Raw genomic sequence first — 12,238 nt, 5'->3', positions numbered from 1 at the left:
GGCTGGCAATTTGAGGTAGGTATTTTGTCGAAACGCATACTGATGATCATTGATGGCTTACCCGGCGGAGGCGCTGAGAAAGTCGTCCTGACACTGGCGGAAGGTCTGGTTAATCAGGGACATCGCGTCTCCCTTTTCTCTTTGCGCAGCGTATGCGACTACCCTATCCCGGATGGCGTTGATTATCAGGTCGTTAAGGATAACTGCAAACTTCCCTGGCGCAAGCTTACTGAAACGCATCGCCGTGCGCAGCTCCTCGATCAGGCAATTGAAAAGTCACAGAGTACAAAAGGTGATTTCGATCTGGTGTTTTCACACCTCCACAAAACCGATCGCATCGTTAAACATTCACGCGTACTGGATCAGACAAAAACATGGCACTGTCTGCATGGCGTCTTTTCCGCGTCCTATCTGGCCAGGAAATCAGGTTTTTCACTCTGGCTGAAGCGATTTAAAATCCGTCATGTTTATCAAAATCGTCAGCTTATTGCCGTCTCGCCTTATGTGCTTGAAGATTTAACTGAAAATATTGGCGTCAGGCCCAGCCGCTCGCGCGTTATCGCCAACCCGTTTGATTTTGAACTAATCAAACAGCTTGCGGCAAAACCCTGCCCGCTTGCAGGCACCGATTTTATCCTGCATGTTGGCCGCTTCCACGAAACCAAACGTCATGACCGGCTTCTTGAGGCTTATGCACAAAGCGGTATTGCGGCTCCGCTTGTGCTGTTGGGTCAGGGACGTCCGGAGCGCGAGGCACAGCTGCGCCAGCAGGCGGAAAAACTGGGTATTGCAGAGCGCGTTATTTTTCAGGGATTCCAGGCAAACCCTTATCCCTGGATACGCCATGCCCGGCTGCTGGTCGTCAGCTCTGACAGCGAAGGATTCGGTAATGTTCTGGTGGAAGCGCTGATCTGCCAGACGCCAGTCGTCAGCACGCGCTGCCCGGGCGGACCAGCAACGATTCTGACTAATGACTTGTCGCGTGGTCTCGCTGATTTGAACGCCGCCTCTCTGGCGGAAAAAATGCATGAAATTTATCATTACCCGCCCGAGTTGCATCATCTCGACCTAAGCATTTATAGTCTCTCCGTCATTTGTGAACAATACCTGCAGCTTGCGCAGCCGCCACATAAGGAATTATCTGCCGCTCCGCAACTAATGAGCTAAGAAGGTCTCCCTTTCGGCGTGACCGGATAAAGGGAAAACATTTTGAATTACGTGATACTTTTTCTGCTTTTTTTGCCGGTAAAGTGGGTGATGAAGCTGCTGCATCCACGAAAAGGTAAAAATCTGGTGATTCAGACAGCGAAAATCGGTGATTTCGTTAATATCACGCCGCTGCTGGCGCATCTGCAAAAAAGCGATGCGCTGCTAAGCCGCAGCGTTGCGCCGCTGGCGGAGCGTGACGATACGCTGGAAACGCTCTGGTATATTGAGGATTACAGAAGCAGCCTGCTCAAGAAATTCAGGCTGGTATGGCAGCTTCTCAACCGCTACGACAACATCTATCTTCTGCATCCCAACAATCTGAATTTATTTATTGCCTCCTGCTGTAATGCCAGCAATAAGCAGTTTTTAACCACTTATAAGCGCAAAGCTTATCAAAACCTGTTCTACCTGACCGCCAGCGGCGTCGTCAGCCATGAAAAAAATACGCTGACGGTAGAAAACTATTTAAAACTGGCTGACCGCTCTTTTACTAAAGAGAGCTACCCCAGACACGCCACCCGTCCTCTCTGGCAACCTGACGCCCTGCCGAAAGAAATTTTTGCTGGCCAGGGTGCAAAGATTGGCTTCAGCATCACCGCCGGCAATCAGGCCAAAACGATTCCTCCAGCCATCTGGAAAACCCTTTTCGACAGCCTAAATGATTTGCCCTGTACCTTTTATGCGTTTGGCGCGCCCAATGAGCAGACCCGGATGCAGGAGCTTTTTAAGGTGACCGGCGAGCGAGAAAATATTGTTAACCTGGTGGGAAAAGTGCCGCTGGAAAGCCTGCCGGCCGCCATCCGCGAAATGGATTTTTATGTCGCTTCAGATTCCGGGAATGTCTATATCGCCGATGCGCAGCAGGTGCCTGTTATTCTGATATACGGCCCATGTAGCGTAGAGGAGCAGCGCCCGCTTGGCGACGTACTGTTAATTGGCCCTGACCACATTGCCCCCTCTTCCTTTGTGTTTGATGCGCTTTATCAGTTCCATCAACCAGCCGAACAGTTGTATAAACTGGACCAGCGCAAGCTTAACGATATTCACGATTTTATTTCCGCCAGGCTGGATAAGCAGCTGGCGCGACGGAAAAACAAACAGCCAATATGACAGGAAAGCCTGATTATTTCCCTTTGCTCAGCATCATTTCCCCTATGTACAACGCGGGTGAGATGTTCGATGCCTTTATGCAGTCGCTGCTGGCACAGACGCTGACCTCGCTGGAAATCATTATCGTCAACGACGGTTCCACCGACGATTCCGGCGCGCGCGCCGAAGCGTATGCGGCACAGCATCCCCACGTCACCGTTATTCACCAGGAAAACGGCGGCGTGTCGCGCGCGCGCAACGCCGGTCTGCGCATCGCGCGCGGCAAATATGTCACCTTTCCAGACTCAGACGACACCATGCAGCCAGAGATGTATAAAACCCTGGTGGCAATGGCGGAAGAGGACAATCTTGACGCCGCGCAGTGCAATGCCGAGTGGTTTTTTCAGCGCGACCAGCGCACCAGGCCGATAATTCCGCTGGATCGCCTGCGCAGCACGCCGGTGCTGGGCGGCGCGGAGTGGCTTAATACCGCGCTGAAAACGCGACGCTATCTGCATGTGGTCTGGCTGGGCATCTATCGCCGATCGTTGATCGAGCAAAAACAGCTCTGGTTCGAGCCGGGTTTGCATCATCAGGATATTCCCTGGACCACCGAGTTTATGTTGAACGCGCAGCGCGTCCGTTATACCGAGCAGGTGTTTTATCGCTACTACCTGCACGATGCCTCAATCAGCAACCGTAAACGTACCGGTCAGCGCAACGTGGAGTATCAGCGCCACTATCTGAAGATCGCCCGCATGCTGGAGGAGATCAACGCGCGTTATAAAGAGAGCGTGACGATTTATCCGGCTTTTCATGCACAAATTACCCACGAAGCGCTCAGCGTCTGCCACTGCGTGCGCCGCGAGCCCGATCCCGCAGCGAAGCAGGCGATAATCAACGATATTTTCACCAGCAAAACGCATCTACGTATGCTGCGCAATGCGCGCGGCATCAAACAGTGGTATCAGCTGCTGCTGTGGCTGAGTCGACTCTGGCGCTGGCGAGACAAATAACCGCCGCCGCAGGTTTCACCTCCGAAGGGTTTGCCCTACAATCGCCTCACTGAAAATTAAGAGCATTTGTGTATGGCAAACCCGACTCACGCAGACGTTACCCCACACAATATTTTGCTAATCAAGCTGCGCCACCACGGCGATATGCTGCTTACCACGCCGGTCATCAACGCGCTACGCCAGCGCTATCCCCAGGCCAATATCGACGTGCTGCTCTACAAAGAGACGCGTCCGATGCTGGAAGCGCATCCGGCAATTCGTCAGCTGCACGTTATCGACCGCAAATGGAAGCAGGAAGGAAGCTGGCGCAAACTGCGCCACGAGCGCGATCTGCTTGCCGCCGTTCGCGCCAGTCATTATGACGTGGTTATCAATCTCGCCGACCAATGGCGCAGCGCGCTGATTACCCTGTTCAGCGGCGCGCCGCTGCGTATCGGCTTTGCCTTCAATAAGCGCGACAACGCATTCTGGCGGCTCTGTCACAACGCTCTGGTCCCGACCCGCAACCATAATCAGCTTCATACGGTTGAGCAGAATATGACGGCGCTGACGCCGCTCGGCATTACGCCGCAAGGCGCGCGCGTCTCTATGCATTACAGCGCCGTTGATGGACAAAAAGTCGATGCGCTGCTGGCTGAACAGGGCGTTGACGCCTCTTTTATCGTCGTACAGCCTACCTCGCGCTGGAATTTTAAGTGCTGGGAAGAGGAGAAGGTCGCCGCAACTATCGACCAGCTGGCGCAGGCGAACCGCAAAGTGGTACTGACCGCCGCGCCCGACAAGCATGAAATGGAGATGATCGCGCGCATCCAGGCGCTCTGCACAACGCCGAATCTGGTATCGCTGGCGGGCCAGCTTACGCTGCCGCAGCTGGCGGCGCTGATTGACCGCGCCCGGCTTTTTATCGGCGTGGACTCCGCGCCGATGCATATGGCCGCCGCGCTCGACACGCCCTGCATCGCGCTGTTCGGCCCGACCAAGCTTCAGTTCTGGCGACCATGGGGCGAGCATAACCACGTCATCTGGGCGGGCGATTACGGCCCGCTGCCCGATCCTGACGCCATCGATACCAATACCCGCCAGCGTTATCTCAGCGCCATTCCGGTTGAAGATGTGGTCGAGGCGGCAAGGAAGTACTTACATGACTAAATTACGCCTGGCGATTGTCCGGCAAAAATACCGTCCCGACGGTGGTGCCGAACGTTTTATCTCACGCGCGCTCGAAGCGCTTGGCAGCGAGCAGCTGGATCTCAATATCATCACGCGCAGCTGGCAGGGCACGCCCAATCCTGACTGGCATCTGCATATCTGCAATCCGCCTAAGCTGGGCCGTATTTCGCGCGAGCGCGGCTTTGCGCGCGCAGCGCGCGCCTGCTGGGAAAAAGAGCGGTTCGATATTGTTCAGAGCCACGAGCGCATCGCGGGCTGCGATATTTTTCGCGCCGGCGACGGCGTGCATCGCGTCTGGCTGGAGCAACGGGCGCGCATCGTCTCGCCGTGGCAGCGTATGAGCGCCGCGCTCAGCCCCTATCATCGCTATGTGCTACGAGCGGAAGCGGAGATGTTTAACGCTTCCTCTCTGAAAGCGGTGATCTGCAACTCCGAAATGGTCAAGCGCGACATCCTGCGCTGCTTTTCATTGAGCGCGGAGAAAATCCACGTTATCCATAACGCTATTGATGCGCAGCGTTTCCAGCCCGCCAGCGAGGCGAGCCGCCATGCGACACGTCAGCAGCTGCAGCTGCCGGACAACGCCACTGTACTCATCTACGTCGGCTCCGGCTTCGAGCGGAAAGGTTTAAAGGCGGCGATTGAGGCGCTGGCGAACAGCGACCGCTATCTGATCGTAGTCGGACAGGACAAGCAGCTGTCGCGCTATCAGCAGCTGGCGAATCAGCTGAACTGTCTTGACCGACTGCGCTTTGTTGGCGTGCAGCAGGATGTGCAGCCTTTTTACCACGCCGCCGACGGGCTGCTGTTGCCGACGCTCTACGATCCCTTTCCCAATGTGGTGCTGGAAGCGATGGCCTGCGGCCTGCCGGTGATTACCAGCACCGGCTGCGGCGGCGCGGAATTTATTACCGCTGGTCAGGAAGGCTTCGTTTGCGATGCGTTAGATATCAAGGCGTTGAATCAGGCTATTATGGCGATACCGGCGCTTTCAGCTGATTCGCGCTTAGGCGAAGCCGCAAGGCGTAGAATTGAGCCTTACGGACCTCAGCGTCTTGCGCAGTCGCTGACTTCGCTTTATCAGCAGGTTCTGTCGCGTCGCTGACAAAGTGATGAGCGTATTTAGGCTTTCTGATAACATAGATTGATTTATGTGAAATTTTTTCTGCCAGGCTGTCGAAACGATAACTATGACAACCCTTTATACCGTTCTGCTCTACCTCATTCAGCCGCTCATCTGGCTGCGCCTCTGGCTGCGCGGTCGTAAAGCGCCGGCGTACCGTAAACGCTGGGCTGAGCGCTACGGCTACTGCACGGGAAAAGTGGAGCCGGACGGCATTGTTCTGCACTCGGTTTCCGTCGGTGAAACCCTGGCGGCGATTCCGTTAGTACGCGCGCTGCGTCATCGCTATCCCACCCTGCCGATTACCGTCACCACCATGACGCCGACCGGTTCTGAGCGGGCGCAGTCGGCGTTCGGCAAAGATGTGCATCACGTTTACCTGCCTTACGACCTGCCGGGCGCCATTAATCGTTTCCTCGACACGGTCAATCCGCGTCTGGTGATCATCATGGAAACCGAGCTGTGGCCCAACATTATCCGCATTCTGCATCAGCGTCAGATTCCGCTGGTGATCGCCAATGCCCGGCTGTCGGAACGCTCTTCTAAGGGCTATCGCAAGCTGGGCGGCTTTATGCGCGACCTGCTGCAGCGCATCACCCTTATCGCCGCACAGAATGCGGAAGATGGCGATCGCTTTCTGGCGCTGGGCCTGAAGCGCTCGCAGCTGGCGGTTACCGGCAGCCTGAAATTCGATATTTCCGTCACGCCTGAGCTGGCGGCCAGAGCAATTACGCTGCGTCGTCAGTGGGCGCCGCGCCGTCCAGTCTGGATCGCCACCAGCACCCATGAAGGGGAAGAGGCGATTGTGCTCGATGCGCATCGCCGTCTGCTGCAGACCTTTCCCGATCTGCTGCTAATCCTGGTGCCTCGCCATCCGGAGCGCTTCAGCGACGCGCGCGATCTGACGCAAAAACGCAACTTCAGCTTTATCCTGCGCAGCAGCGGCGAAATCCCCTCCGGCTCGACGCAGGTTGTTATCGGCGACACCATGGGCGAGCTGATGCTGCTCTACGGTATCGCCGATCTCGCCTTTGTCGGCGGCAGCCTGGTAGAGCGCGGCGGACATAATCCGCTGGAGCCTGCCGCGCACGCCATTCCGGTACTGATGGGGCCGCACACCTGGAACTTCAAAGATATCTGCAGCAAGCTGCAGCAGGCGCAGGGCCTGATTACCGTGACTGACATTGTGTCGCTGGAGAAAGAGGTGACCAATCTGCTGCAGGATGAGGATTACCGACTCTACTACGGCCGTCACGCGGTTGAGGTGCTGCACCAGAACCAGGGCGCACTGCAGCGTTTGCTACAGTTACTCGAACCTCATTTACCGCCACGGGCCCACTGATGACCGCTCGCCAACGTCTTTCTGTGGTAATGATTGCCAAAAACGAAGCGGCGCTGCTGCCCGACTGTCTCGCCTCGGTCAGCTGGGCGGATGAGATTATCCTGCTGGACTCCGGCAGCAGCGACGAGACCGCCGAGATTGCCCAACAGGCGGGCGCAAAGGTCTATCACGCCGAGGCGTGGGCCGGCTTCGGCAAACAGCGCCAGCGCGCGCAGCGCTATGCCAGCGGCGATATGATTCTGATGATCGATGCCGACGAGCGCGTTACGCCGACGCTGCGCGCCAGTATTGAGGCGGTACTAACGCAGCCGCCCTCGGCAAACGTATACAGCCTGAACCGCAGCAACCTTTTTCTCGGCCGCTTTATGCGCCACAGCGGCTGGTATCCAGATCGCGTGATGCGCCTCTATCCGCGCGCGCTGACCTATAACGACAACCTGGTGCATGAATCGCTGGAAACGCAGGGTGCGCCGGTTGTCCGGCTGCAGGGCGACCTGCAGCATCTGACCTGTCGCGACCTGATTGTTTTCCAGCAAAAGCAGCTGGCCTACGCCGCCGCATGGGCGCAGGAGCGTCACCAGCGCGGCAAGCGCTGCGGCCTCTTCTCGATATTTACCCATACGCTGGGCGCTTTTTTGAAGACGCTGCTGCTGCGCGCAGGCTTTCTCGACGGCAAGCAGGGATGGATTCTGGCCGTAGTCAACGCACAGTACACTTTCAATAAATATTCCGCGCTGTGGGCGCTGAATCATGCCGCAGATAAAGGTCGTCTATGAGCACTAAAGCGATTTATCCCGGAACCTTCGATCCCGTTACGCTCGGTCATCTTGATATCGTGACGCGCGCCGCGCAGATGTTTAATCAGGTAGTTATGGCGGTCGCCGCCAGCCCGAGCAAGAAGCCGATGTTTACCCTGGATGAGCGCGTCGATTTGGCACGCAGCATGGTGGCGCATCTGCCAAACGTCGAGGTAGTAGGATTTAGCGATCTGATGGCGAACTTCGCCCGAACGCAGCAGGCCAACGTGCTGGTGCGCGGCCTGCGTGCGGTGTCTGACTTTGAATATGAGATGCAGCTCGCCCATATGAATCGCCATTTGCTGCCGACGCTGGAGAGCGTGTTCCTGATGCCCACCGAAGGCTTCTCTTTTATCTCTTCTTCACTGGTAAAAGAGGTGGCGCGCCACGGCGGCGACGTGAGCGCCTTTCTGCCGCCGCATGTGCTCCAGGCGCTGCTGGCGAAGCTGGCCTGATTAACGCTGGCAGTTGGGGCACCAGAAGGTGCTGCGCTGCCCATGCTTACCGCTGGCAATCGGCGTGCCGCAGGCGCGGCAGGGTTCGCCAGCGCGTCCATAAACCTGCAGTTCCTGAGCAAAATAGCCTGGCTTGCCGTCGCTCTGTAAGAAGTCGCGTAGCGTCGTACCGCCCTGCTCGATGGAACGCAGCAGTACGGCCTTAATGGTCGCGGCCAGACGCTGCGCCTCTTCATCGCTCAGGCTCATTGCCGGACGATCGGGCAGGATCCCGGCCGTGAACAGCGATTCGCTGGCGTAGATATTACCGACGCCGACCACCACTTTATTATCCATTAGCCACTGCTTTACCGCCGTACGCTTGCCGCGCGACTTCTCATAGAGATAGTCGCCGCTAAAGGCATCGCTGAGTGGTTCAGGGCCCAGATGCGCCAGCACGTTGCTCCCTTCGGGATCGGTGCTCCACAGCCAGGCGCCAAAGCGGCGCGGATCGGTGTAGCGCAGCACTTTGCCGTTGCTCATCACTAAATCGACATGGTCATGCTTCGCGGCGGGCTGCTCTTCCGGCAGCACACGCAGGCTGCCAGACATGCCAAGATGGATGATGATCCAGCCGTGGGGCAGCTCCAGCAGCAAATATTTGGCGCGGCGCTGCACGCTCAGCACAGGCTGGTCGCTGAGCGCATGAATCTCCTGCGACACCGGCCAGCGCAGACGCGAATTACGCACCACCGCATGTAAAATCTTTTCGCCCACCAGATGCGGTTCTATGCCGCGTCGGCTGGTTTCGACCTCGGGTAATTCCGGCATGTTCTCTCCTCAAAAAGCGGCAAAAACAAAAAACCCGGCCGAAGCCGGGTTTTTCACAGAACACCAAAATTATTTAATTTTGGCTTCTTTGTAGATCACGTGCTGACGTACAACCGGATCGAACTTTTTCAGTTCCAGCTTCTCAGGTTTAGTACGTTTGTTCTTCGTGGTGGTATAGAAGTGACCTGTACCAGCAGAGGAAACCAGCTTGATCTTCTCACGAATACCTTTAGCCATGATTCAGTTCCTTAGTACTTCTCACCACGGGCGCGGATTTCGGCCAGAACCGTATCGATGCCCTTTTTATCAATAACACGCATACCTTTAGCAGATACACGCAGAGTAACGAAGCGCTTCTCGCTCTCAACCCAGAAACGGTGTGAGTGCAGGTTCGGAAGGAAACGGCGTTTCGTCGCGTTCATTGCGTGGGAACGGTTGTTACCGGTCACCGGACGCTTTCCAGTTACCTGGCAGACTCGTGACATGTCTATTCTCCAAAAATCAAATCAGCTCGAGCTTTAAAAACTAGGTCTTGGCCGCCTCGTCAGGCTCATAGCCCGCCAGGCGAGTTCCATGTGAACCCGCTAAGCTGGCCCAAACGCCAAACCCGAGATTCTCAAAGGTGGCGTAGTATACGCCGCTCAGCGCAAGTGCTCAAGTCCCGAACAGATAAAGATCCCTGAAGATCGTGCAAAAACCCGCCATCTGCACCTGGCAAGAGGGGCTTTTTACAGCCAGCCACGCTCCGCAAAAGAGACATATTCGCCGTGACCAATCACCAGATGATCGAGCAGACGTATATTAAGCAGGGCGCAGGCCGCGCTTACTTTGTGCGTAATATGGCGATCGGCGCGGCTGGGCTCCGCCATTCCGGAAGGATGATTATGCGCCAGAATAATCGCCGCCGCGTTAAGCTTCAGCGCCTCGCGCACGATTTCACGCGGATGCACCTCGACGCTGTTGATGGAACCCATAAATATCTTCTGCGCCTGCAAGACGCGATGCTGATTATCAAGAAACAGCGCCATAAAGATCTCCCGCTCTTGATGCGCCAGCACGCCCTGCAGATAGTGTCGCGTCACCTGCGGGTTCGCCATCACATCTTCCCGCGCCATCTGGCTGGCGAAAAAGCGCCGCGCCAGTTCAGCGATAGCATGCAGCTGCGCCAGCTTCGCCGCGCCGACGCCTTTTATCTCGTCAAACTCCGCCGGCCCAGCGGTCATGATGTGATAAAGCGAGCCGAACCGCTGCAGCATCTGCTGCGCCAGCGTTATAACATTCGCGCCAACCGTCCCCGTTCGCAGAAAGATCGCCAGCAGCTCAACGTCGCTTAACGCCTCTGCGCCCATCAGCCGCAACTTTTCCCGTGGTGTCATATTGTCCATAAATGCCTCCTGCCGTTGACGACATCATGGTTAAATACTGTATACTTAACCAGTAATCTCTGCCGAATTTACGAGGCGGCTCGTAAACGCAAGAGGTGAAAAGGTGCGGGGGCGGTTTTATGATACAGTCCTGCCACCCAGCCGCGCCTGACGCGGCTTCCAGCGAAACGAGGCCTACAGCATGATGGGATTAGCCGGAAAAAAAATTCTGCTTGGCGTAAGCGGCGGCATTGCCGCCTATAAAACGCCCGAGCTGGTGCGCCGCCTGCGCGATCGCGGCGCTGAGGTGCGCGTGATGATGACGCCCGCCGCTAAAGCCTTTATTACGCCGCTCAGCCTGCAGGCCGTTTCCGGCCATGTAGTATTCGAAGACCTGCTCGATCCTGCTGCCGAAGCGGCGATGGGCCATATTGAACTGGCGAAATGGGCGGATCTGGTGGTGCTGGCACCGGCGTCAGCTGACCTTATCGCTCGCCTGAACGCGGGCATGGCTAACGACCTGGTGACTACCGCCTGCCTCGCTACCGCTTCCCCGGTCGCCGTGGTGCCGGCGATGAACCAGCAGATGTATCGCGCCGCCGTCACCCAGCATAACCTGCAGCAGCTTGAGGCGCGCGGCCTGCTGATTTGGGGACCCGATAGCGGCAGCCAGGCGTGCGGCGATGTGGGGCCAGGACGCATGCTCGATCCGCTGGCCATTGTCGACCATGCGGCGCAGTGGGCGTCGTCAGTCAACGATCTGCAACATCTCAACATTATGATTACCGCCGGTCCGACGCGCGAAGCGCTCGACCCGGTGCGCTACATCAGCAACCACAGCTCCGGCAAGATGGGTTTCGCCATCGCCGCCGCCGCCGCCAGCCGTGGTGCCAGCGTGACGCTGGTGACCGGCCCGGTAAACCTGCCGACGCCGCCTGCGGTAAAACGCATCGACGTCACGACGGCACTGGAGATGGAAGCCGCCGTGATGGCTGAAGCAGCGCAACAGCAGATTTTTATCGCCAGCGCCGCCGTAGCGGACTATCGCGCCGCGACCATTGCGGCGGAAAAGATGAAAAAACAGGGCGGCGAAGATGATACCGTCACGCTCCAGCTGGTGAAAAACCCGGATATCGTGGCGGGCGTCGCCGCGATGCAACAGGGCCGACCTTATGTGGTTGGATTTGCCGCTGAAACCCAGAATGTGGAAGAATACGCACGACAAAAACGGGTAAGAAAAAATCTGGACCTGATCTGCGCCAACGACGTGGCGAAAGCCGGACAGGGATTTAACAGCGATACTAACGCGCTCCACCTTTTTTGGCAGGAGGGAGAAAAACGCTTGCCGCTCAGCGATAAGACGCTCCTTGGCCAACATTTATTAGACGAGATTGTCCGCCTTTATGATGAAAAAAATCGACGTAAAGATTCTTGATGCGCGCGTGGGCGCGGAGTTTCCGCTGCCTGCGTATGCCACCTCCGGCTCGGCCGGGCTTGATTTACGCGCCTGCCTGGACAGCGCGCTGGAAATCACACCCGGCATGACCACGCTGGTGCCAACCGGCCTTGCGATCCACATCGGCGATCCCAGCCTGGCGGCGGTTATCCTGCCACGCTCCGGTCTTGGCCATAAGCACGGCATCGTGCTGGGCAATCTGGTCGGCCTGATCGACTCCGACTATCAGGGCCAGCTGATGGTATCGGTGTGGAACCGCGGCCAGCAGAGCTTTACGCTGCAGCCAGGGGATCGCCTTGCGCAACTGGTCTTCGTGCCGGTGGTTCAGGCGGAGTTCAACCTGGTGGAAGATTTCGACGCCAGCGCCCGTGGGGAAGGCGGTTTCGGCCATTCAGGTCGCCAGTAAC

The 12,238-nt window shown here is 57.1% G+C and carries 14 protein-coding genes; 10 read left to right on the top strand and 4 right to left on the bottom strand.

What is annotated here, in order from left to right; all coding sequences use genetic code 11:
• The first annotated feature begins 42 nt into the window (after nt 1-42).
• From MHZ89_RS18425 to coaD, 8 genes are all read left to right on the top strand, one after another.
• Nucleotides 43-1,167: a glycosyltransferase gene (locus MHZ89_RS18425; RefSeq protein ID WP_311784182.1), complete on the top strand. Its 1,125-nt coding sequence runs from the start codon at nt 43-45 to the stop codon at nt 1,165-1,167.
• A 42-nt stretch (nt 1,168-1,209) separates the two neighbouring features.
• Nucleotides 1,210-2,319: a glycosyltransferase family 9 protein gene (locus MHZ89_RS18420; RefSeq protein ID WP_311784181.1), complete on the top strand. Its 1,110-nt coding sequence runs from the start codon at nt 1,210-1,212 to the stop codon at nt 2,317-2,319.
• Entirely contained in the window at nt 2,316-3,314 is a 999-nt protein-coding gene (locus MHZ89_RS18415) for a glycosyltransferase (protein ID WP_311784180.1), read from the top strand. The genes MHZ89_RS18420 and MHZ89_RS18415 overlap by 4 nt, the downstream gene beginning before the upstream one ends.
• A gap of 72 nt (nt 3,315-3,386) precedes the next feature.
• Nucleotides 3,387-4,463 carry a putative lipopolysaccharide heptosyltransferase III gene (gene rfaQ / locus MHZ89_RS18410; protein WP_311784179.1) on the top strand — a complete coding sequence of 359 codons (1,077 nt, stop codon included), beginning with the start codon at nt 3,387-3,389 and terminating at the stop codon, nt 4,461-4,463.
• Entirely contained in the window at nt 4,456-5,589 is a 1,134-nt protein-coding gene (locus tag MHZ89_RS18405; protein WP_311784178.1) for a glycosyltransferase family 4 protein, read from the top strand. Before rfaQ ends, MHZ89_RS18405 begins: the two co-directional genes overlap by 8 nt.
• 85 nt (nt 5,590-5,674) lie before the next feature.
• Entirely contained in the window at nt 5,675-6,949 is a 1,275-nt protein-coding gene (gene waaA, locus MHZ89_RS18400; protein ID WP_311784177.1) for a lipid IV(A) 3-deoxy-D-manno-octulosonic acid transferase, read from the top strand.
• Nucleotides 6,949-7,725 carry a glycosyltransferase family 2 protein gene (locus MHZ89_RS18395; protein WP_311784176.1) on the top strand — a complete coding sequence of 259 codons (777 nt, stop codon included), beginning with the start codon at nt 6,949-6,951 and terminating at the stop codon, nt 7,723-7,725. The genes waaA and MHZ89_RS18395 overlap by 1 nt, the downstream gene beginning before the upstream one ends.
• On the top strand, nt 7,722-8,201 hold the full coding sequence (gene coaD / locus MHZ89_RS18390) for a pantetheine-phosphate adenylyltransferase (RefSeq protein ID WP_311784175.1): 480 nt from the start codon (nt 7,722-7,724) through the stop codon (nt 8,199-8,201). The genes MHZ89_RS18395 and coaD overlap by 4 nt, the downstream gene beginning before the upstream one ends.
• Here coaD and mutM read toward each other — a convergent pair whose 3' ends face one another.
• The 4 genes from mutM to radC all read right to left on the bottom strand — a co-directional run bounded on the left by mutM (nt 8,202) and on the right by radC (nt 10,396).
• Nucleotides 8,202-9,011: a bifunctional DNA-formamidopyrimidine glycosylase/DNA-(apurinic or apyrimidinic site) lyase gene (gene mutM / locus MHZ89_RS18385; protein ID WP_311784174.1), complete on the bottom strand. Its 810-nt coding sequence runs from the start codon at nt 9,009-9,011 to the stop codon at nt 8,202-8,204.
• Nucleotides 9,012-9,080: 69 nt separating this feature from the next.
• Entirely contained in the window at nt 9,081-9,248 is a 168-nt protein-coding gene (rpmG, locus tag MHZ89_RS18380) for a 50S ribosomal protein L33 (RefSeq protein WP_001051798.1), read from the bottom strand.
• Between the two features lie 11 nt (nt 9,249-9,259).
• A complete protein-coding gene (gene rpmB / locus MHZ89_RS18375; RefSeq protein WP_010616494.1) occupies nt 9,260-9,496 on the bottom strand; it encodes a 50S ribosomal protein L28 in 237 nt (78 codons plus the stop codon).
• A 243-nt stretch (nt 9,497-9,739) separates the two neighbouring features.
• Complete coding sequence (gene radC / locus MHZ89_RS18370; RefSeq protein WP_311784173.1) at nt 9,740-10,396, bottom strand: RadC family protein; 657 nt, start codon at nt 10,394-10,396, stop codon at nt 9,740-9,742.
• A 181-nt stretch (nt 10,397-10,577) separates the two neighbouring features.
• On the opposite strand from radC, the gene coaBC reads away from it, so the two are divergent.
• Both coaBC and dut read left to right on the top strand, forming a co-directional pair.
• Nucleotides 10,578-11,810 (top strand): bifunctional phosphopantothenoylcysteine decarboxylase/phosphopantothenate--cysteine ligase CoaBC, encoded by a 1,233-nt coding sequence (gene coaBC, locus MHZ89_RS18365; RefSeq protein WP_311784172.1) that lies wholly within the window; start codon nt 10,578-10,580, stop codon nt 11,808-11,810.
• Complete coding sequence (gene dut / locus MHZ89_RS18360; protein WP_311784171.1) at nt 11,779-12,237, top strand: dUTP diphosphatase; 459 nt, start codon at nt 11,779-11,781, stop codon at nt 12,235-12,237. Before coaBC ends, dut begins: the two co-directional genes overlap by 32 nt.
• Nucleotide 12,238: the final 1 nt, after the last annotated feature.

Source organism: Pantoea sp. ACRSB (assembly GCF_022346905.1).
Taxonomy (GTDB): domain Bacteria; phylum Pseudomonadota; class Gammaproteobacteria; order Enterobacterales; family Enterobacteriaceae; genus Pantoea; species Pantoea piersonii.
The sequence above is the reverse complement of the archived record's forward strand: the minus strand, read 5'-3'. Positions and strand labels throughout refer to the sequence as shown.

Coding starts and splice junctions, on each gene's coding strand:
- rfaQ (WP_311784179.1), top strand. CDS start 3,387: ATGGCAAACCCGACTCACGCAGACGTTACCCCACACAATATTTTGCTA.
- dut (WP_311784171.1), top strand. CDS start 11,779: ATGATGAAAAAAATCGACGTAAAGATTCTTGATGCGCGCGTGGGCGCG.
- mutM (WP_311784174.1), bottom strand. CDS start 9,011: ATGCCGGAATTACCCGAGGTCGAAACCAGCCGACGCGGCATAGAACCG.
- MHZ89_RS18395 (WP_311784176.1), top strand. CDS start 6,949: ATGACCGCTCGCCAACGTCTTTCTGTGGTAATGATTGCCAAAAACGAA.
- rpmB (WP_010616494.1), bottom strand. CDS start 9,496: ATGTCACGAGTCTGCCAGGTAACTGGAAAGCGTCCGGTGACCGGTAAC.
- coaD (WP_311784175.1), top strand. CDS start 7,722: ATGAGCACTAAAGCGATTTATCCCGGAACCTTCGATCCCGTTACGCTC.
- MHZ89_RS18415 (WP_311784180.1), top strand. CDS start 2,316: ATGACAGGAAAGCCTGATTATTTCCCTTTGCTCAGCATCATTTCCCCT.
- rpmG (WP_001051798.1), bottom strand. CDS start 9,248: ATGGCTAAAGGTATTCGTGAGAAGATCAAGCTGGTTTCCTCTGCTGGT.
- coaBC (WP_311784172.1), top strand. CDS start 10,578: ATGATGGGATTAGCCGGAAAAAAAATTCTGCTTGGCGTAAGCGGCGGC.
- waaA (WP_311784177.1), top strand. CDS start 5,675: ATGACAACCCTTTATACCGTTCTGCTCTACCTCATTCAGCCGCTCATC.
- MHZ89_RS18425 (WP_311784182.1), top strand. CDS start 43: ATGATCATTGATGGCTTACCCGGCGGAGGCGCTGAGAAAGTCGTCCTG.
- radC (WP_311784173.1), bottom strand. CDS start 10,396: ATGGACAATATGACACCACGGGAAAAGTTGCGGCTGATGGGCGCAGAG.
- MHZ89_RS18405 (WP_311784178.1), top strand. CDS start 4,456: ATGACTAAATTACGCCTGGCGATTGTCCGGCAAAAATACCGTCCCGAC.